Below are 18941 nucleotides of genomic sequence, written 5' to 3' on the forward strand. Positions count from 1 at the left end.
AGGCCCGTTCGTTCCTCACGGGCTACTCGACCAGCGAGGGAGGCCCGTTCGTTCCTCACGGGCTACTCGACCAGCGAGGGAGGCCCGTTCGTTCCTCACGGGCTACTCGACCAGCGACCGGGGCACCCGTTCGTTCCTCACGGGCTACTCGACCAGCGAGGGAGGCCCGTTCGTTCCTCGCGGGCTGCTCGACCAGCGACCGGGGCGCCGGTTCGTTCCTCACGGGCTGCTCGACCGGCGAGGAGTCGAGGTCGGCCGGTGGGGTTGGTCAGCCGGCCTTTGCGGCGGTGCGGGCCTGGTCGAGCTCGAAGCGCTCCCAGGCGCCCCAGGCCTCAGGGTGGATGGCGTGCTCGCGGCACCAGTCCTCGAACGGGGTGGTGAGGGGCTCCTCGGCGCGCTCGAAGAGCTGACCGAGGTAGAGGTCGAAGGACGCCATGGAGCAGGAGTGCCCGAGTGTGACGTGGGTCAAACCAGGTTGGTACCGGGGCGTTACCGGTAGGTGAACTTCGGTTGGGCGTGCTGTGCAGGAGCGGGTCGCACACTCGTTGCATGATCTGGTTCGTCGTCGGGCTGCTCGCCCTCGCGTGGTGCGTCGTACCGCTGCCGCTGGCGGTGGCCGTGGGGCGGTCGTTGCGGCAGTCGTCGCCGGAGTACGTGCCGGAGAGGCTGGCGGAGTCGGTGCGGGGGTCGGTCGCGGCTTAGTCCTTCGGGCCGGGGTTGGTTGTGGGCTGCGGGGGTTTCGACACGGTTGCTGCGCAACCTGCTCAACCACCGGCGTGGAGCGCCGGGGGTGACCATCTGGCGTGGCGTTGCTGGTGGGCTGCGGGGGTCTCGACGGGCGCTCGCCCGCCAGCGCGGCCTTGCTGCTCGACCATCGGTGGGGCCGGCGGTGGCTGTGGGCTGCGGGGGTTTCGACACGGTTGCTGCGCAACCTGCTCAACCAACGGTGGCGGCGACCGACGGCGGCGACCGACGGGGGCGGTGAGGGCCGGGGCGTCAGTAGGGTGCTGGCATGAAGGTTCTGGTCACCGGCGGTGCCGGCTACATCGGGTCGATCACGTGCAAGGCGCTCGAGGTGGCGGGGCACACGCCCGTGGTGCTCGACTCGCTGCTCGTGGGGCCGCAGGCGTTCGTGCGGGACCGGATCTTCTACGAGGGCGACATCTCGGACCGGGAGCTGCTGCGGCGGATCGTCGACGAGCACCCCGACCTCGACGCGACCATCCACATGGCGGCGCGGATCGTCGTGCCGGAGTCGGTGGAGAAGCCGTACGAGTACTACCGCGACAACGTCGCGAAGTCGCTGGAGCTCTTCGACGAGCTGACCGCGCTGGGCAAGCACCGGGTGCTGTTCTCGTCCTCGGCGTCGCTCTATGCGACCAAGGACGGGTTCGAGGTCACCGAGGAGGACCCGCTGGCGCCGACGTCGCCGTACGCCCGGACCAAGCTGATGATGGAGCAGGTCCTCGTCGACGTCGCCGCGGCGACCGAGCTGCGCGCGATCATCCTGCGCTACTTCAACCCGATCGGCTCCGACCCCGACCTCGAGTCGGGCATCTACGCCAAGGAGCCCTCGCACGTCCTGGGCCAGCTGGTGATGGCCGCGCGCGGGCAGAAGGACGCGTTCACGATCACCGGCACCGACCTGCCCACGCGCGACGGCACCGGCATCCGCGACTACATCCACGTCTGGGACATCGCGCGCGCCCACGTGCGGGCGGTCGAGCGGTTCGACGACGTCATCGCGAAGGTCGGCGAGCCGAGCGTGGTCATCAACCTCGGCAGCGGCGACGGTACGACGGTCCGCGAGCTCGTCGAGGCCTTCCAGGAGGTCTTCGGTCAGACGGTCCCGCTCGCCGAGGCGCCGCCGCGGCCGGGTGACGCCGTCGGTGCGTACGCGAATGCCGACAAGGCCGCCGCGCTGCTCGACTGGCGCACCGAGCTGTCGATCACCGACGCCATCGCCTCCGCGCTGGCCTGGGGCGAGAAGCGCCAGGAGATCCTGGGCTACGAGTGATGCGTCGTACGGCGGTGCTCGGGGCCTTGGTGTTGCTGCTCGGCTCGCCGGGTTTCGACACGGTTGCTGCGCAACCTGCTCAACCACCGGTGGGGGGTTTCGACACGGTTGCTGCGCAACCTGCTCAACCACCGGTGGGGGTCGAGCGATGGGCGTCGACTCTCGGCTCGCCGGGTTTCGAGGCTCGGGCCCGGGGGGCCCTCGCACCTCAACCAGCGTGGGACCTCGCACCTCGAGCAGCGGAAGGTGCGCTGGCGGGGAAGGTGGTGGTGCTGGATCCGGGGCACCAGCTGGGGAACCGGAACTTCCCGCGCGAGATCAACCGGCTGGTGCCGGCGGGGCGGGGGCAGCGCAAGCCGTGCAACACCACGGGGACGGCGACGGACGGCGGGTTCCCGGAGGCGACGTTCACCTGGCGGGTGGCGCGGCTGGTGCAGAGGCGGCTCGAGGCGCAGGGGGCGCGGGTGGTGCTGACCCGGCAGAGCAACCGGGACGACCGGTGGGGGCCGTGCGTCGACCGGCGCGGGCGGGCCGGCAACCGGGCGCACGCCGACCTGATGCTGAGCATTCACGCGGACGGCAGCTATGCGGTCGGGGCCCGCGGGTTCCACGTGATCACGCTGCCGGAGCGGAAGGCGTCGGCGCGGCTGGCGCGTGAGGTGCGGTCGTCGCTGCGCCGGTCCGGCATCCCGGTGGCCAACTACATCGCGGGCGGAGACGGGCTCGACGAGCGCACCGACCTGGCGACGCTCAACCTCTCGCGGGTGCCGACCGCGATGGTCGAGCTCGGCAACATGCACGACCGCCGCGACGCCCGGCGGATGCGGACGGCGCGGGGGCGGGCGTCGTACGCCCGGGCGCTCAGCGGCGCGATCGCCGCCGAGCTTCGCTGATCGCACCACCGGCGACGTCGCACGTCGCCGTGGATCGAGGCGCCCAGAAGTTGTCAGACAATGGGAGTCATCCTTAACACCCCCGAAATCTTCGCTGCTTACGGTCGCTCGGGGCTCGGGCCCGTCGGATCCGAACAGTGAGGATGCAGATGACCCAGAACACGAGCCCCCACCCCTGGTGGCGCAGGACGGCGGCCAGAGCCGTCCCGATCATGCTGATGGCCGGCGGCCTGGCAGGCATCGCCGCCCCCGCGCACGCGGCCGACCCGATCGACGGGGCGCAGACCGCCGGCGACGCGATGTTCCCGAACGTCGGCAACGGTGGGTACGACGCCCTCAACTACGACGTCGTCATGGACTGGAGCGCGACCGGCGTCGTCAGCAACTACATGACCGGCGTCCTCAACTCCGCCAGCACCACGATGCTGGCGAAGACCACCGGCGCCCCGCTGAAGACGTTCTCGCTCGACTTCGAGGGCCTCACCATCGACTCGGTGACGGTCAACGGCCAGCCCGCGTCGTACGAGCGGGTCATCGACGCCGCCGCGATCAAGTACAAGCTCATCGTCACGCCGGCGACGCCGGTCGAGGGCGAGTTCACCACCGTCGTGAGCTACCACGGCGTCCCGAACCACCACGTCGACCCCGACGGCTCGTGGGAGGGCTGGGCCTCGACCGCCGACGGCGCCACCTTCATGGGCCAGCCGGTCGGCGCGATGGCCGGCATCCCGCACAACAACATGCCCGGTGACAAGGCGACCTGGTCCTTCACGACCACGATCCCGAGCACCATCACCTCGGCGACCGGCGCCGGCCCCAGCGCGGTCGTCGGCAACGGGGAGCTGGCCGCCAAGACGCTCAGCGAGGACGGCACCCGCACCACCTGGCGGTGGGTGCAGCAGAAGCAGATGGCCAGCGAGCTGATCATCATCTCCATCGGCAAGTACGACGTCATCGAGTCGCAGGTGACCCTGTCCGACGGCCGGGTCATCCCGGAGTGGTCGTTCATGGACTCGTCGCTGTCGACGACCAACAAGACGACGATCACCAACCGTCGCGCCCAGCTCGGCACGATCATCAGCCGGCTGGAGCAGATCTACGGGCCCTACCCCGGCAACAGCACCGGCGTCGTCATCGACACCGTCCCGGGCGGCATCAACTACGCGCTCGAGACCCAGGACCGCTCGTTCTTCCCGAACACCAACACGGTCAACGGCAACACCCTGATCCACGAGCTCGTCCACCAGTGGTACGGCGACAACGTCTCGCCGAAGCTCTGGACCGACATCTGGATCAACGAGGGCATGGCGACCTACGGCCCGACGTACTACACGAACGTGCTCGCCGCCGCGACGCCGAACCCGGCCGCGGTCGAGACGTCGTACTACAACAACTGGAACAACACCGCAGCCACCAGCGCCAGCTGGACCACCCCGCCCGGTGCGCAGACCAACCCGGTCAACATCTACGGCTACCAGACCTACACGCGCGGCGCGCAGTTCTGGGGTGCGCTCAACACCGCCCTCCGCGACGTCGACTTCCTGAAGGTCGTCAAGCAGTGGCAGACCCGGTACGGCGGGCAGAGCCGCTCCGGTGACGAGTTGAAGGCGCTGGCCGAGGAGATCTCCGGCCGCGACCTCGACGCCTTCTGGCAGGACTGGATCATGGATGGCGACAAGCCGGCCTGGCCGAGCAAGTACGACCTCGCCCTGGCCAGCACTCCCGCCTCCGGGGTCGTGGAGCCCGGCGCGACGCTGACCTACCAGCTCACCGCCGCCAACGTCGGCAAGGTCGTGCTGGCCAACGGGGTCGTGAAGGTCGACCTGGCCGACGTCCTCGACGACGCGACCATCGGCACCCTGCCCGACGGCCTGGCCCTCGACGGCACCACGCTGACCTGGACCGTGCCCTCGACGGCGACCGGCACCTCGGCCACCGCGTCCTTCGACGTGGTCGTCAAGGGCGACGCCTCCAGCGACACGCTGAAGGCCACCGCCGTGCCGACCGGCCTCGGCGGGCTCTGCTCCACCGCCGGCTGCGCGACCGACGCGTCGGTCGACGCCCACCCGATCACCCCCGCCGCGGACCCGGCCCTCTCCGGTACGCCGACCGTCGGGACCGCGCTCAGCGCCACCACCGCGGGCTGGGCCGCCGGCACCTCCTTCACCTACGAGTGGAGCGTGGCCGGTACGCCGGTGAACGGGGCGACGTCCGCGTCGTACACGCCGGTGGCGGGTGACCTGGGCAAGGCGCTGACGGTCACGGTGACCGGCAGCAAGGAGGGCTACCTCCCGGTGACGAGGACCAGCGAGCCGGTCACGGTCGTGGCCGGGACGCAGACCTCCAGCCCCGTCCCGACCCTGTCGGGCACCCCGACGGTCGACACCGCGGTCACCGCGGTGACCGGCAGCTGGGACGCCGGCACCGCGCTGACCTACGCCTGGAGCGTGGCCGGTACGCCGGTGAGCGGCGCGACGGCCGCGTCGTACACGCCGGTCGCGGCTGATCTGGGCAAGGCGCTGACGGTGGCGGTGACGGGCACGAAGGCCGGCTACACGACGGTGACCCGCACGAGTGCTGCGGTGAACGTGGTGGCGGCGACGATCGGGACCGCTCCGGTTCCGACGCTGTCGGGGACGCCGACGGTGGATGCTGCGGTCTCGGCTCAGACCGGGACGTGGACGTCGGGGACGGCGCTGACCTATCAGTGGAGCGTGGCCGGTACGCCGGTGAGCGGCGCGACGTCCGCGTCGTACACGCCGGTCGCGGCTGACCTGGGCAAGGCGCTGACGGTGGCGGTGACGGGCACGAAGGCTGGCTACACGACGGTGACGCGCACGAGTGCTGCGGTGAACGTGGCGGCGGCGACGCTCGTGACGACGCCGAAGCCGGTCCTCACCGGCGACGCGATCGTCGACCGGACGCTCACCGCCGACGCCGGCACCTGGGACGGCGGCGTGACGCTGGCCTACCAGTGGATCGTCGACGGCACCGAGGTCGCCGGCGCGGTCGGTCCCACGCTGGACCTCGGCGCCGCCGACCTCGGCAAGGAGGTCGCCGTCGCGGTCACCGGCACCAAGCCCGGCTACACCAGCGTGACGGTGGAGAGCGAGCCGGTCACGGTCGCCCCGGCCACGATCGCGAGCACCCCGGTGCCGCGCCTCGTGGGCACCGCCCGCTTCGGCAGCACGCTCTCCGTCGCGGCCGGCAGCTGGGACGCCGGTGTCGCGCTGGCCTACCAGTGGCGACGCAACGGGTCGCCGATCGCCGGCGCCACGGGCACGTCGTACCGGCTCGGGGTGGCCGACCTCGGTGACCGCATCACCGTCGCGGTCACCGGCACCAAGCCGGGCTACACGACCGTGACCGAGGTCAGCGCCGCGTCCGGTGCGGTCGCCCGCGCGACCCTCGGGTCGGGTCGGGCCACCATCACCGGGCAGGCCAAGGTCGGCCGCACCCTCCGGGCCCGGGCGACCGGCTTCGGCAGCGGCGTGCAGGTCAGCTACGCCTGGTACGCCGGGTCGCGGAAGATCGGCACCCGGCCCACGGTGAAGCTCGGCGCCGCCACCGCGGGCAAGAAGGTCACCGTCAAGGTGACCGTCACCAAGGCCGGCTACGTCACGAAGACCGTGACCAGCCGGGCGACCGCGAAGGTCAAGAAGAAGAAGTAGCAGCAGGGACGGACGTCCCCGGGGGGCCTGCGTCAGCAGGCCGTGCGTCGCGGCTCGACCGCGACCAGCCCGGGGACGTCCGTGCGCTCCGCGGCGACGGCTTGGGCGAGACCGTCGTGCCAGTCCCGGTGGAAGGTCATCATCGTCCGGGGCACGAGTGCCCAGCAGACGTCGCAGGTCGTTGTTTCCTCTGATCCCCCGGTCATGGTCAATCCATCGGCTTATCCGCCGCGGGGCTGAGGGGCTTCCCCGGTTGGTCTCGACGTCGACGCCCCTCGGTGGTCGAGGAGGTTGCTCTGGCAATCGTCTCCAAACCCTCGGTGGGCTGGACGAGCGCGTTCGTGTGCGGGGGTTTCGAGACGGGACTTCGTCCCTCCTCAACCACCGGGTGGGGTGCTCCGGTGGTTGAGGAGGTTGCTCTGGCAACCGTCTCGAAACCCGGTGGGCTGGACGTCGGTGTTCGTGTGCGGGGGTTTCGAGACGGGACTTCGTCCCTCCTCAACCACCGGGTGGGGTGTTTCCGGTGGTTGAGGAGGTTGCTCTGGCAACCGTCTCGAAACCCGGTGAGCCGAGGGTCGGCACCGGTCGAGCCCGACTCTCGGGTCAGCGGAGGAGGAAGTCGACGAGCTCGGTGACCCGGCGGCGGATCTCGGCGTCGGGCAGCTGCCGGTCGGAGCCGGAGAGGGTCAGGGTCTGCATGGTGACCGCGCCGTACAGGCTGAAGACCAGCGGCGCCGGGGGCAGATCGGAGGCCGCCTCGCCGCGGGCGACGGCCCGGCCGACGATGGCCAGGACCGCGGCGGTGTGCTGCTCGGCGACCCGGGCGCTGAACGTGCCGAGCGCGGAGGGGGAGGCGGCGGCGTCGACGGCCAGCCGGAGGGTGGCCCAGCCGGCCGGGTCGAGGTAGTGGCGGAACAGGTTGGCCGAGAGCTCGACCAGGTCGCTGCGGAAGCTGCCGGTGTCGACGTCCTCGATGCCGCCGGTGCGGGCGTCGACGGCGTCGATCAGCAGCGAGTCCTTGTCCTGCCAGCGCAGGTAGACCGTCGACTTGCCGACCCCGGCCCGTCGGGCGACCGCGTCCATCGTGAAGCCCGACCAGCCGCGCTCGCCGTACTCCTCGAGGGCGGCGTCGAGGATCCGCCCCTCGGCGCCCGGGTCCCGGGGGCGCCCGCGGGGGCGGCGCGCCGGCTCGGCGGGTGTCGCGGGCTCGGGGGAGGACACTCCCGCATTCAACCACCGCCGTCGAGTGTGGCCCGCGCCCCGTCACCAACACTCCGAAAGCCCCGCGGGGACCGCGATCGGCGTGCCATAGTCCCGCCGTGACCCATGTGCACCCGACCTGGCGGCGACGGACGATCCTGAGGGCTGTGGCCCTCGCTCTGGCGGTGGGCGGCCTCGTCGGCCTCCAGACCGGCCCGTCGTACGCCGCGCCCATCACGCCCGCGCCGACCCCCGTCCTGACGGGCGAGCCGAAGGCCGGCAACAACATCTTCATCAACGCGGGCGAGTGGCCGGAGGGCACCGCGCTGTCCTACGAGTGGCTCCTCGACGGCGTCAAGGAGCCCGGCGCCAGCGGCCCCGCCTGGACCCTGCGACAGCAGGACATCGACGTCGCATTCCAGGTGGCCGTCACCGGCTCCAAGCAGGGGTTCGACGACACCCGCGTCGTCAGCGCGCCGGTCACCATCCTCGGTGAGCAGCAGACGCTGCGGCCGGTCCCGACCGTCGCGGGCACGCCGCGGTACGGCGACCGCCTCGACGCCACCATCGGCGCCTGGGACATCGGCACCACCCAGGCCATCCAGTGGCTGCGCGGCGGCACGCCGATCCTCGGCGCCACGGCGGCGTCGTACACCGCGACCGTCGCGGACGTCGACGCCGCCCTGTCCGTGCGGGTCACCAGCACCCGGCCCGGCTACTCGAAGGTGGTCCGCACCAGCGAGCCGACCGCCCCGGTCGTCCCCGCGACCATGGTCGCCGGCAGCGTCACCGTCACCGGCGCGCCCCGCTTCGGTCAGTCCCTCAGCGCCCGCCCGTCCGGCTGGCCGGCCGACGCGGCGCTGGCCTACCAGTGGCTGCGCCGGGGTACGCCGGTCGCCGGGGCCACCGCGTCGTCGTACCGACTCGGGCTCGCCGACCTCGGCGCCCCGCTCAGCGTCCGGGTGACGGCCTCGAAGCCGGGTTACACGGTCGCCTCGGCAGCCAGCGCCGCGACCGCCGCGGTCGCTCCGGCGACCTTCGCGGCCGGCAAGGTCCGCATCGTCGGCAAGCCGAAGGCCGGGCGCACCCTCCGCGCCCGGGCGAGCGGTCTCCCGGCCGGCACGGCCGTCGCCTACCGCTGGCGGGTCGGCTCCAAGGTCGTCGGCACCAAGGCGTCGCTGAAGCTGACCAGGAAGATGGTCGGCAAGCGCGTCGTGCTGCAGGCGACCGCGACCAAGGCCGGCTACCGGACGCTGACCCTCCAGGCCAAGGCACCCACGAAGACCAAGAAGTAGCGGCGCGAGGGACCACGGCGGTGCGTTCTGCCGTCGCGGATACCCTCGCCCCGTGACCTGGTTCGCGCGCAACACGCACCGCTGGGACGACTGGTCGCTCGACGACCTGCTCGCCGCGAAGGGGGACCAGCGGGTGAGTCTGGTGGTGCCCGCCCGCAACGAGGCGGCCACCGTCGGCGACGTCGTGACCCGGGTCCGGGAGGCCCTGGTCGAGACGGTCGCGCTGGTCGACGAGATCGTGGTGATCGACTCCGACTCCACCGACGACACCTACGACGTCGCCACCGACGCCGGCGCGGTCGTGCACCGCTCCGCCGAGGTCCGCCCCGACCTCGGCTCCCGGCCCGGCAAGGGCGAGGCGATGTGGAAGTCGCTCTTCGTGACCACCGGCGACGTGATCGTCTTCATGGACGCCGACCTGCTCGACTGGGACACCCACTTCGTGCCCGGGCTGCTCGGGCCGCTGCTCACCCAGCCGGAGGTGTCGCTGGTGAAGGGCTTCTACGAGCGGCCGGGCGAGGACGGCGCCTACGAGGGCGGGCGGGTCACCGAGCTGGTCGCGCGGCCGCTGGTCGCGCTGCTCTTCCCGCCGCTGGCCGGGCTGGTGCAGCCGCTGGCCGGCGAGTGGGCCGTACGACGATCGCTGTTCGCCTCGCTCTCGGTGCCGACCGGGTACGCCGTCGAGCTGGCCGCGCTGGTCGACACCTGGCGCGCCCACGGGATGGACGCGATCGCGCAGGTCGACCTGGGCCGCCGCGCGCACCGGCACCAGGCGCTGCGCGACCTCGGCGCGATGGCCACCCAGATCCTCACCGCCGGCTGGGCCCGCTCGACGCACAGCCACCACGCGGACGAGATCACGCTGAGACAGTTCGGGGCCGGGATGACGCTCGAGGAGGTCGCCGTACCCGTGACGGAGCGGCCGCCCGCGGTGGGGGTCGGCGCATGACGCTGAAGCTGGGTCGGCACCACTTCCCCGACGACGCGACGATCATGATGGCGATCGTCAACCGCACGCCCGACTCGTTCTACGACAAGGGCGCGACCTGGGCCGAGGACAAGGCCTTCGACCGGGTCGCCCAGGTGGTCGACGAGGGTGCCGAGATGGTCGACATCGGTGGCATCAAGGCCGCCCCCGGCGAGAACATCTCCGAGGACGAGGAGAAGCGGCGGGTCGTCGACTTCGTCGCGCGGGTGCGCTCGGCGTACCCCTCGCTGGTGATCTCCGTCGACACCTGGCGGGCCTCGGTCGGGCGGGCGGTCTGCCAGGCGGGCGCCGACGTGCTCAACGACGCCTGGGGCGGCGCCGACCCCGAGCTGGTCGACGTCGCGGCGGCCTTCGGCGCGGCGATCATCTGCACCCACACCGGCGGCGCGACGCCGCGGACCCGCCCCTACCGGGTGGAGTACGATGACGTCGTCCGCTCGGCCATCCAGGACACGGTCGCCTACGCCTACCGGGCCGTCGCCGCCGGCGTCGACCGCCGCTCGGTGGTCATCGACCCGGCCCACGACTTCGGCAAGAACACCTTCCACTCGCTGGAGCTCACCCACCGGCTCGGGGAGATGGTCGACACCGGCTGGCCGGTGCTGGTGTCGCTGTCCAACAAGGACTTCGTGGGGGAGTCGCTCGACCTGCCGGTCGGCTCGCGGCTGACCGGCACGCTCGCGGCGACCTCGGTCGCGGCGCTGGCCGGCGCGCGGATCTTCCGGGTGCACGAGGTCGTCGAGACCCGGCAGACGGTCGACATGGTCAACACGATCGCCGGGCGGCGGCTGCCGGCGCGGGCGATCCGGGGGCTGCAGTGAGTCTCGACGGTGGTCTCGATGCGCCCCCTCGTTCCTCGGGGGCTACTCGACCGACGAGAGCCGTCCTGGTGCCGGGGGTGCTGGCGCTGCTGCCGTCGTACGCCGGGCTGAGCGACCCGGTGCTGGACCTGCGGTTGGCGTGCCTCGACGCGGTGTCCTGGTTGGGGTCGGACGTGGTCGTGGTGGGGGATCCGCAGGGGTGTCGGGTGGGTCATTCGCTCCTCTCGGCTGCGGGGGTTTCGAGACGGGACTTCGTCCCTCCTCAACCACCGGAGGGGGGTTCCTACCTGGTGGTGGGGAACGGGTCGGCGCGGCGCTCGGAGAAGGCGCCGGGGCACCTGGACGAGCGGTCGTTCGCGTTCGACGACGGGCTGCGGACGGCGCTCTCGTCGAGTGACGCCGGATGGTCGGACTTCGCGCTCGGGGACGACCTGCTCGCGTCGCTCGACGGGATCCGCGAGCTGTTCGGGCTGCTGCCGGCCGGGACACCGGCGCAGGTGGACTACGACGAGGACCCGTTCGGGGTCCGGTACTGGGTGATGAGGTGGGAGTGGTCGTGAGGGTCCTGATCGGCACCGAGGGTCCCCTGGAGGACCTGTACGCCGTGCCGCGGCTGCCGTGGCTGCGGGTCAACATGGTCAGCACGCTGGACGGTGCCGCCACCGGGTCGGACGGGCGCAGCGGGTCGATCAACGACCCGGCCGACCGCGAGGTGTTCGCCACCCTGCGGCGCCTCGCGGACGCGGTCCTGGTGGGGGCGGGGACGGCGCGCGCGGAGGGCTACCGGCCCGCCGACGTCCCGATCGTGCTGGTCAGCCGCTCCGCGGAGGTCCCGGAGTCGCTCCGCGGGGCCGACCCGGGGCGGGTGCTGATGGCGACCGTGGCGACCTCCCCGGGGCTGGCCGCGGCGCGTGAGCTGCTCGGGGCCGAGCACGTCCTGGTCTGCGGGCAGCACCGGGTCGACCTGCCGCTGCTGCGCGGCCGGCTGGTGGCCCTCGGCCACACCAGCCTGCTGGCCGAGGGCGGGCCGCACCTACTCCGCGACCTGCTCGACCAGGGCGTGGCCGACGAGCTCTGCGCGACCGTCGTACCCCGGGTGGTCGGGGGCGACCACCCCCGGATCGCGGCGGGGCCGCCGGTCGACGTACCCCTCGTGCTTAACACGCTGCTCGAGCAGGACGGGACCCTGCTCGGGCGCTGGCTGATCACTTCGTGAAAGATTTCACAAACGGTTCTGAACGCGTTCGGTTCGGCGTACCGTCGTCAGGGTGGCCACGCCTGACCTCCTGATCACCGCGCTCACCTCGGACCTCGACCCTGCGGGACTGATGCCCGCCCGGCAGCAGATGGCGCTGTCGCTGGGCTGGCACATCGTGCTCGCCTGCTTCGGCGTCGCGCTGCCGGCGATGATCTTCTGGATGCACTGGCGCGGGGTCCGGCGCGGCGACGACACCGCCCTGCTGCTCGCGCACCGGTGGGCCAAGGTGTCGGCGGTGCTGTTCGCGATCGGCGTGGTGTCCGGCACCGCGCTGGCCTTCCAGATGGGCCTGCTGTGGCCCGGCCTGATGGGGACGTACGGCGACGTCGTCGGCCTCTCGTTCGCCTTCGAGGGGCTGGCCTTCTTCCTGGAGGCGATCTTCCTCGGCATCTACCTCTACGGCTGGGGACGCATCGACCCGCGGCGGCACCTGTGGTTCGTGCTGCCGATGGCGATCACCGGCGTCGTCGGCACCTACTGCATCCTCACGGTCAACGCCTGGATGAACGCCCCCGTCGGGTTCGACCTCGTGAACGGCGAGGTCACGAACATCGACCCGTGGGCGGTGCTGTTCAACCCGAACGCGTTCTGGCAGTTCCTGCACATGTGGGTCGCGGCCTACATGGTGGCCGGCTTCTCGGTCGCCGCGGTGTACGCCGTCGGCCTGCTGAAGGGCCGGCGCGACCGCTACCACCGGCTCGGGTTCCTGGTGCCGTTCGGGTTCGCGAGCGTCTCCGCCGTCCTGCAGCCGGTGGTCGGCCACCTGCTCGGGTCGCGGCTCGCGGAGACCCAGCCGGCCAAGCTGGCGGCGTTCGAGCTGGCCACCGAGACCGACTCCGGCGCCTCGCCGCTGCGGATCGGCGGGGTGCTGATCGACGGCGTGGTCCGCTACTCGATCGACATCCCGTACCTGGGCTCGCTCTTCGCCCGCAACTCGTTCACGAAGCCGGTCCAGGGCCTCGACACCATCCCCGTCGAGGACCAGCCGCCGATCAACATGACGCACCTCGCGTTCCAGTCGATGGTCGGCATCGGCACCCTGCTGGCCCTGGCCGTGGTGATCTTCTGGGTGGCCCGGTGGCGGGGGCACGACCTGCTCGAGAGGCGGCTGTTCCTGCGGTTCGTGTCCATCACCGGCGTGCTCGCAGTGGTCGCGCTGGAGGCCGGCTGGATCGCCACCGAGGTGGGCCGCCAGCCGTGGATCGTCTACGGGATCATGCGGACCCCCGAGGCGGCCGGGAACAACTCCGGGCTGTGGTGGCTGCTCGGCATCACGACCGTGGTCTACGCCCTGATGACCGTCGGGGCGACGATCGTGATCCGGTCGATGGCCCGCCGGTGGCGGGCGGGCGAGCAGGACCTGCCCTCGCCGTACGGGCCCCGCGTGGAGACGCTCGCGTCGTCGGAGAAGCCGTCGTGACCCTCGAGATGGCGGTCGCGGCCGCGATGTTCGTCGGTGTCGTCGTCTACGCCCTGTTCGGCGGCGCCGACTTCGGCTCGGGCTTCTTCGACCTGACCGCCGGGGGCTCCGAGCGAGGTGCCGAGCTGCGCACCCAGGTCGACCGGAGTATCGGCCCGGTGTGGGAGGCCAACCACGTCTGGCTGATCTACGTGCTGGTGACCTGGTGGACGGCGTTCCCCGAGGCCTTCGCGGCGGCGATGGAGACGCTGATCCTGCCGATGTTCCTGGCGCTGTTCGGGATCGTCCTGCGGGGCGCGAGCTTCGCGTTCCGCAAGTACGCCGAGACGCTCGGTCAGGCCCGATTCTTCGGCGTCGTCTTCGCGTTGTCGTCGGTCGTCACGCCGTTCTTCTTCGGCACCATCGCCGGGGCGATCGCGTCCGGGCGGGTGCCGGCGTCGGGCCGGGGTGAGCTGATCGGGTCCTGGGTGAACCCCACCTCGATCTTCGGCGGCGTGATCGCCGTCGGGACCTGCGCCTTCCTCGCCGGCGTCTTCCTGACCGCCGACGCCGCCCGCGCCGGCTCCGCGGGGCTGGCCGCGACGCTGCGGCTGCGCACCCTGTCGGTCGGCCTGGTCACGGGGGCCGTCGTCTTCGCCGCGCTGGTCCCGCTGGAGCGCGACGCCCCGACCCTCGCCGACGGCCTGGAGACCCGGGCCGCACCGCTGATCGTGCTGTCCTTCCTCGCCGGCGCCGCCACCCTCTGGCTGCTCTGGACCCGCCGCTTCGCCCTGGCCCGCCCCGCCGCGCTGCTCGCCGTCGCCGCCGTCGTCCTCGGCTGGGGCGTCGCCCAGTACCCCTGGCTGCTCGTCGACGAGGTCACCATCGCCGACGCCGCCGGCGCCCGGGCGACGCTGCAGGGGGTCCTGATCGCCGCCGCCATCGCCGCCGCCCTGGTGCTCCCCTCGCTCGCCTACCTCTACCGGCTCACCCAGACCGAGGCGTGGACGAGGCCGGACCACTAGCCCGCCCGGTGGTCGAGCAGCGAAGGACGAAGTCCTGAGCGCCCGTCGAGACCCCCGCAGCCCGCAAACGACCTCCATTCACAGCTCAGTGAGCAGGCCTGGACGTCGTCGACCGATCGCGAGATCTTCGATCATGGCGTGGACGTACATCCTCGAGTGCGCTGACGGATCCTTCTACGTCGGCAGCACCCCGACCTCGACCTTCGCTTCAGCCGACATCAGAACGGGGAGGGTGCCGCCTACACGCGGCCCCGGCGGCGTCGTCCGGTCCGTCTGGTCTGGTGCGCCGAGTTCGCGCGCGTCGACGACGCCTTCGCTTTCGAGAAGCAGGTGCAGAACTGGGGGCGGGCAACGCGCATCGCGTTGATCGAGGGTCGCTTCGACGATCTCCCGGGGCTCGCTCGTGGACGGACGTTGCCGCCGTTGATGTGAGGGGAGGGTTGGCGGCTGGCTGCGGGGGTCTCGACGGACGCTCGCCCGCTAGCGCGGCCTCGCTGCTCGACCACCGGGGCGCTGCTCGACCGCCGGGTGGGTGGGTGGGGCTGGCAGGGTGGGGGGATGGAGACGCGGAGGCCGGTCTGGCAGCAGGCGATCGGGCTGGTGGGCGGGTTCGTGGTGCTGCTGTGGGTGCTGGAGATCGTCGACTCGGTCGCCGACCACCGCCTCGACCAGTACGGCGTACGTCCCCGCGACGCCGAGGGGTTGCTCGGGATCGCCTTCGCGCCGCTGCTGCACGGGGGCTGGGGGCACCTGGAGGCCAACACGGTGCCGGTCGTGGTCCTGGGCTTCCTGGTGCTCGCGACCGGGATCGCCCGCGGCCTCGCCGCGACCGGCGTGATCTGGGTCGTCGGCGGGCTCGGCACCTGGCTCGTGGCGCCGTCGTACACCGTCCACATCGGGGCGTCCGTGCTGATCTTCGGCTGGATGACCTACCTGCTGGTCCGTGGTGTCCTCAACCGGAGCCTGGCCGAGGTGCTGATCGGCCTGGGGGTGCTGGTGATCTGGGGCGGACTGCTCTGGGGCGTGCTCCCGGGTGATCCGGGGGTGTCCTGGCAGGGGCACCTGTTCGGGGCGGTCGGCGGCGTGGTCGCCGCCTGGGTGCTGCGGCCGGACCGATCGGTAGCCTCCCGGGCATGACTGAGCAGGGTGTGAGCGACGAGCTGCTGGTGCGCCGGTCCGACGGCGTGGTCGAGGTGACGTTCAACCGCCCCGAGCGCCGCAACGCCTTCACCCGAGCCATGTACGCCGGGCTCCGCGAGCTGTGCGACGAGCTGCGGGCGGACGCCGGCGTCCGGGTGCTGGTGCTGCGCGGGGCGGGCGGCAAGGCCTTCGCCGCGGGCAACGAGATCAGTGACTTCGTGGACGCCGACGCGGTGGCCTACGAGGGCTGGATCCGGGAGCTGCTGGAGGCGCTGTTCGCGCTGCCGCAGGTCACGGTCGCCGCGGTCGACGGGGTCTGCGTGGGCGGCGGGCTGGCGGTCGCGTCGCACTGCGACCTGCGCGTCGCCACCCCCGGCAGCCGGTTCGGCTACCCGATCGCGCGCACCCTCGGCAACGCCCTCTCCGCCTCGATCGTCTACCGCACCGCCGCTGTCTTCGGAGAGTCCCTGACCCGCGAGATGCTGCTGGCCTCCCGGCTCGTCGACGCCGATCGCGCCTACGCCGTGGGCGCGCTGCTCGGGGTCGTCGAGGACCTGGACGGCGAGCTGGCCACGCTCGTCGACGGGATCCGGGCCGCCTCCGGCGTCACCCTGCGCACCACGAAGGCCCAGCTCCACGCCCGAGCGCAGGTCGCCGAGGCGTCCCCGCGCGACGACGAGGCGGTGCTCCGCGACGTCTACACCGGACCCGACTTCGCCGAGGGGGTGCGGGCGTTCCTGGCCAAGGAGAGGCCCGCCTTCCGGTGAGTAGCCCGGGACCAGGGCGCCCCACGGGGGCGAACGTGACCGCCGCCCCTCCTGAGGGCGGGTCCGGCCGCTCGTCCGCCCCCACAGCTCGCCCTCGGGTCTGGGTAGCCTCCGGGGCATGAGCCGCGCACGCGTCGTCCTGGGCCGCCTCGAGCGGCGGTGGGACTCGCTGCTCCGGTCGCGGTGGGGCGACAAGGTCCCGGCCCACTTCCGGATCGTGGCGTACGTCGGCCACGGCAGCGCCGACCAGCAGGGGACCGGCCGCGTCGTCGTCCGCGGCCGGGTGCTCGACGACCCGGAGCCGGCGGAGACGATCGACGGCGAGACCCCGTGGGCGGCGGTACGACGCAGCGTGGCCGGCTTCGTGACCAGCGAGCTCCCGGGGGTGCACCTGCGGGTCGAGGTGGGCGGCGCGGAGGCCGAGGCGGTCACCGACGACGACGGCTACTTCCGCGTGGAGCTGAGCGACTGCGAGCTGAGCGCGCCGTGGTCGGAGGGGACGATCCGGCTCGCGGCGCCGTACCGCGGGATCCGTGAGGCGACCGCGCGGGTGCTGGTGCGGGTCAGCGACGAGCGGGCCGAGCTGGGGGTGCTCTCCGACGTCGACGACACGATCCTGGTGACCGGCGTGCAGCGGACCTGGACGATGATCCGGCAGACGCTGACCGGGTCCGCGCTCACCCGGACCACCTTCGACGGGGCGCCCGAGCTCTACCGTGCGCTGGCCCGGCCCGACGACCGGAACCCGTTCTTCTACGTCTCCTCGAGCCCGTGGAACCTGCACGACTTCCTGCTCGGCTTCCTCGCCCACCGCGGCTTCCCGACGGGGCCGGTGCTGCTGCGCGACCTGGTGGCCGGAGGCCGCAAGCGCGAGCGGATCGAGGAGGTGCTCGGCCTCCACCCCCACCTGCGGTTCGTGCTGGTCGGCGACTCCGCCGAGCACGACCCGCAGATCTACGCCGAGACGGTCCGCCGGCACCCCGGCCGGATCCTCGCGGTCTGCATCCGCGAGGTGCGTCTCGACCCGGGGGACGGGCGGGTCGAGGCGGTCACCGACGGCTGGGACCAGGACGTCCCGTTCGTGCTCGCGCCCGACACGGCGACGATGGTGGCCGCGCTCCGGGACCTGGGGTTGGTCCCGCCTTCGTCGGTCGAGTAACGAGCGCCAGCGAGCGTATCGAGACACCTGGTGGGTCTCGATACGCCGCCTCGTTCCTCGGCGGCTACTCGACCAGCGGGCGGCGAGCGGCTACTCGACCGACGAGCTCAGCGAGCGGTGCGCCTCGACGAGGGAGGGGCCGTACCAGGTCAGCAGCCGACCGCTGACCAGCTCGGTGGGGGTGGTGAAGGCCTCCGGGCCGTCGTCGGCGGTGAAGACGTAGGGCTCGTCGGGCAGCAGCACGACGTCCGGCCCGGCCGCCTCGACGTCGGCGACAAAGACGTGGGGGTAGCGGTCGGGGGAGTCGGCGAAGACGTTCTCGAGGCCGAGGCGTCGGGCCAGGTCGCCGGTGAAGGTGCGCGCGCCGACCACCATCCACGGGTCGCGCCAGATCGGGATCGCCACCCGGCGACGCACCGGCGGCAGCGGCCCGCACCAGAGGTCCCGGGCGGTCGCCAGCCACTCCGGTCGCGCCCAGCCGAGGACGTCGTCGAAGAGCTCCTCGAACACCTCGACCGCCTGCGGCACCGTCTCGATCACCGTGACGTGGACGCGTACGCCGGCCTCGCGCAGGCGCCGTACGTCGAGCTCCCGGTTCTCCTCGCGGTTGACGATCACCAGGTCGGGCGCGAGGTCGCGGATCGCCGCGAGGTCGGGGTTCTTCGTCCCGCGGACCCGTCGTACGACGAGGTCCGCGGGGTGGGTGCACCAGTCGGTCGCCCCGACCAGCGCGTCCGGGCGGACGCTGGCGAGGGCCTCGGTGATCGAGGGCACCAGCGAGACCACCCGGTCGAGGGTCACCGCAGGCTGATGGTCCCCGACAGGGCCGGCTCGAAGGGCAGGTCCGCGTGCTCGGCGACCCGGGCGTCGACCTTGGTGGCCACGTCCTCGGGCCACGGCGACGTCTTGCGGGTGGTCATGTCGATGTGGAGGAAGATCTCCTCCATCACGTAGCTGAGCTGCTTGTGGGTGTCGTCGAGCAGGTAGACGACCACGTGGATCGCCCGCTCCGAGCGCCCGATCAGCCGCACCCGCACCGACACGTTGTCCCCGGTCAGCAGCTCGTTGACGTAGGTCAGGTGGTGCTCGGCGGAGAAGACCGCGAAGCCCTTGTCGGCCCAGTTGGTCGGGATGCCGACCTCGGTGAGCGCCTCGTCGAGCCCCTCGCTGGCGATCCCGATGTAGTGCTTCACGTTCATGTGGCCGTTGATGTCCTCGAACGCCACCGGCACGCGCCGGTCGCTGTAGGCGGGGAGGGCGGCCAGGTCGTCGTACGTCGGCAGGGTGCTCACGGTCGGCAGGGTATCC

20 protein-coding genes are annotated in these 18941 nt (G+C 72.2%); 15 read left to right on the forward strand and 5 right to left on the reverse strand.

Annotated features, from left to right (window positions below; all coding sequences use genetic code 11):
* Positions 1–268 precede the first annotated feature (268 nt).
* A complete protein-coding gene (locus V7S47_RS00305) occupies positions 269–436 on the reverse strand; it encodes a hypothetical protein (RefSeq protein ID WP_170867226.1) in 168 nt (55 codons plus the stop codon).
* 113 nt (positions 437–549) lie between these two features.
* Here V7S47_RS00305 and V7S47_RS00310 point away from each other — a divergent pair, with 113 nt between their 5' ends.
* The 4 genes from V7S47_RS00310 (at position 550) to V7S47_RS00325 (ending at position 6581) form a co-directional block, all read left to right on the forward strand.
* Positions 550–702, forward strand: a complete 153-nt coding sequence (locus V7S47_RS00310) for a hypothetical protein (protein WP_336559754.1) — start codon at positions 550–552, stop codon at positions 700–702.
* A 310-nt stretch (positions 703–1012) separates the two neighbouring features.
* Entirely contained in the window at positions 1013–2017 is a 1005-nt protein-coding gene (gene galE, locus V7S47_RS00315; RefSeq protein WP_336559755.1) for a UDP-glucose 4-epimerase GalE, read from the forward strand.
* Positions 2018–2286: 269 nt separating this feature from the next.
* A complete protein-coding gene (locus V7S47_RS00320) occupies positions 2287–2910 on the forward strand; it encodes an N-acetylmuramoyl-L-alanine amidase (RefSeq protein WP_336559756.1) in 624 nt (207 codons plus the stop codon).
* 149 nt (positions 2911–3059) lie between these two features.
* Positions 3060–6581 carry a M1 family aminopeptidase gene (locus V7S47_RS00325; RefSeq protein ID WP_336559757.1) on the forward strand — a complete coding sequence of 1174 codons (3522 nt, stop codon included), beginning with the start codon at positions 3060–3062 and terminating at the stop codon, positions 6579–6581.
* 32 nt (positions 6582–6613) lie between these two features.
* On the opposite strand, the gene V7S47_RS00330 is transcribed toward V7S47_RS00325, so the two are convergent.
* The gene (locus tag V7S47_RS00330; RefSeq protein WP_336559758.1) at positions 6614–6736 is read right to left on the reverse strand and encodes a hypothetical protein; all 123 of its coding nucleotides are present in this window, start codon (positions 6734–6736) and stop codon (positions 6614–6616) included.
* A gap of 448 nt (positions 6737–7184) precedes the next feature.
* Positions 7185–7802 (reverse strand): TetR/AcrR family transcriptional regulator, encoded by a 618-nt coding sequence (locus V7S47_RS00335; protein WP_336559759.1) that lies wholly within the window; start codon positions 7800–7802, stop codon positions 7185–7187.
* A 146-nt stretch (positions 7803–7948) separates the two neighbouring features.
* Between V7S47_RS00335 and V7S47_RS00340 the strand changes: the two genes are divergently transcribed.
* From V7S47_RS00340 to V7S47_RS00390, 11 genes are all read left to right on the forward strand, one after another.
* Positions 7949–9076: a hypothetical protein gene (locus tag V7S47_RS00340; protein WP_336559760.1), complete on the forward strand. Its 1128-nt coding sequence runs from the start codon at positions 7949–7951 to the stop codon at positions 9074–9076.
* A 52-nt stretch (positions 9077–9128) separates the two neighbouring features.
* Positions 9129–10025, forward strand: a complete 897-nt coding sequence (locus V7S47_RS00345; protein ID WP_336559761.1) for a glucosyl-3-phosphoglycerate synthase — start codon at positions 9129–9131, stop codon at positions 10023–10025.
* Positions 10022–10885: a dihydropteroate synthase gene (folP, locus tag V7S47_RS00350; protein ID WP_090860714.1), complete on the forward strand. Its 864-nt coding sequence runs from the start codon at positions 10022–10024 to the stop codon at positions 10883–10885. The genes V7S47_RS00345 and folP overlap by 4 nt, the downstream gene beginning before the upstream one ends.
* Before the next feature lie 290 nt (positions 10886–11175).
* A complete protein-coding gene (locus V7S47_RS00355) occupies positions 11176–11445 on the forward strand; it encodes a hypothetical protein (RefSeq protein WP_336559762.1) in 270 nt (89 codons plus the stop codon).
* Positions 11442–12101 carry a dihydrofolate reductase family protein gene (locus V7S47_RS00360; protein ID WP_336559763.1) on the forward strand — a complete coding sequence of 220 codons (660 nt, stop codon included), beginning with the start codon at positions 11442–11444 and terminating at the stop codon, positions 12099–12101. Before V7S47_RS00355 ends, V7S47_RS00360 begins: the two co-directional genes overlap by 4 nt.
* A 52-nt stretch (positions 12102–12153) precedes the next feature.
* Positions 12154–13563, forward strand: a complete 1410-nt coding sequence (locus V7S47_RS00365) for a cytochrome ubiquinol oxidase subunit I (RefSeq protein WP_336559764.1) — start codon at positions 12154–12156, stop codon at positions 13561–13563.
* A complete protein-coding gene (locus V7S47_RS00370; RefSeq protein ID WP_211753188.1) occupies positions 13560–14567 on the forward strand; it encodes a cytochrome d ubiquinol oxidase subunit II in 1008 nt (335 codons plus the stop codon). The genes V7S47_RS00365 and V7S47_RS00370 overlap by 4 nt, the downstream gene beginning before the upstream one ends.
* 168 nt (positions 14568–14735) lie before the next feature.
* Positions 14736–14999: a GIY-YIG nuclease family protein gene (locus tag V7S47_RS00375; RefSeq protein WP_336560424.1), complete on the forward strand. Its 264-nt coding sequence runs from the start codon at positions 14736–14738 to the stop codon at positions 14997–14999.
* 126 nt (positions 15000–15125) lie between these two features.
* The gene (locus tag V7S47_RS00380) at positions 15126–15704 is read left to right on the forward strand and encodes a rhomboid family intramembrane serine protease (protein WP_336559765.1); all 579 of its coding nucleotides are present in this window, start codon (positions 15126–15128) and stop codon (positions 15702–15704) included.
* Entirely contained in the window at positions 15701–16474 is a 774-nt protein-coding gene (locus V7S47_RS00385; protein WP_336559766.1) for an enoyl-CoA hydratase-related protein, read from the forward strand. The genes V7S47_RS00380 and V7S47_RS00385 overlap by 4 nt, the downstream gene beginning before the upstream one ends.
* A gap of 118 nt (positions 16475–16592) precedes the next feature.
* Entirely contained in the window at positions 16593–17633 is a 1041-nt protein-coding gene (locus V7S47_RS00390) for an App1 family protein (protein ID WP_336559767.1), read from the forward strand.
* 90 nt (positions 17634–17723) lie between these two features.
* Here the strand turns inward: V7S47_RS00390 and V7S47_RS00395 are convergent, their stop codons facing one another.
* Together V7S47_RS00395 and V7S47_RS00400 are read right to left on the reverse strand one after the other, a co-directional pair.
* A complete protein-coding gene (locus tag V7S47_RS00395) occupies positions 17724–18434 on the reverse strand; it encodes a helical backbone metal receptor (RefSeq protein WP_336559768.1) in 711 nt (236 codons plus the stop codon).
* Complete coding sequence (locus tag V7S47_RS00400; RefSeq protein WP_336559769.1) at positions 18431–18925, reverse strand: thioesterase family protein; 495 nt, start codon at positions 18923–18925, stop codon at positions 18431–18433. Before V7S47_RS00400 ends, V7S47_RS00395 begins: the two co-directional genes overlap by 4 nt.
* Positions 18926–18941 lie beyond the last annotated feature (16 nt).

Origin of the sequence: Nocardioides sp. CCNWLW216 (assembly GCF_037120545.1) — a bacterium.
GTDB lineage: Bacteria > Actinomycetota > Actinomycetes > Propionibacteriales > Nocardioidaceae > Nocardioides > Nocardioides lianchengensis.

Bases quoted from the DNA above. Each gene is read 5' to 3' on its own strand.
- V7S47_RS00310 (WP_336559754.1), top strand. From the start codon at position 550: ATGATCTGGTTCGTCGTCGGGCTGCTCGCCCTCGCGTGGTGCGTCGTA.
- V7S47_RS00385 (WP_336559766.1), top strand. From the start codon at position 15,701: ATGACTGAGCAGGGTGTGAGCGACGAGCTGCTGGTGCGCCGGTCCGAC.
- V7S47_RS00380 (WP_336559765.1), top strand. From the start codon at position 15,126: ATGGAGACGCGGAGGCCGGTCTGGCAGCAGGCGATCGGGCTGGTGGGC.
- V7S47_RS00325 (WP_336559757.1), top strand. From the start codon at position 3,060: ATGACCCAGAACACGAGCCCCCACCCCTGGTGGCGCAGGACGGCGGCC.
- galE (WP_336559755.1), top strand. From the start codon at position 1,013: ATGAAGGTTCTGGTCACCGGCGGTGCCGGCTACATCGGGTCGATCACG.
- V7S47_RS00305 (WP_170867226.1), bottom strand. From the start codon at position 436: ATGGCGTCCTTCGACCTCTACCTCGGTCAGCTCTTCGAGCGCGCCGAG.
- folP (WP_090860714.1), top strand. From the start codon at position 10,022: ATGACGCTGAAGCTGGGTCGGCACCACTTCCCCGACGACGCGACGATC.
- V7S47_RS00390 (WP_336559767.1), top strand. From the start codon at position 16,593: ATGAGCCGCGCACGCGTCGTCCTGGGCCGCCTCGAGCGGCGGTGGGAC.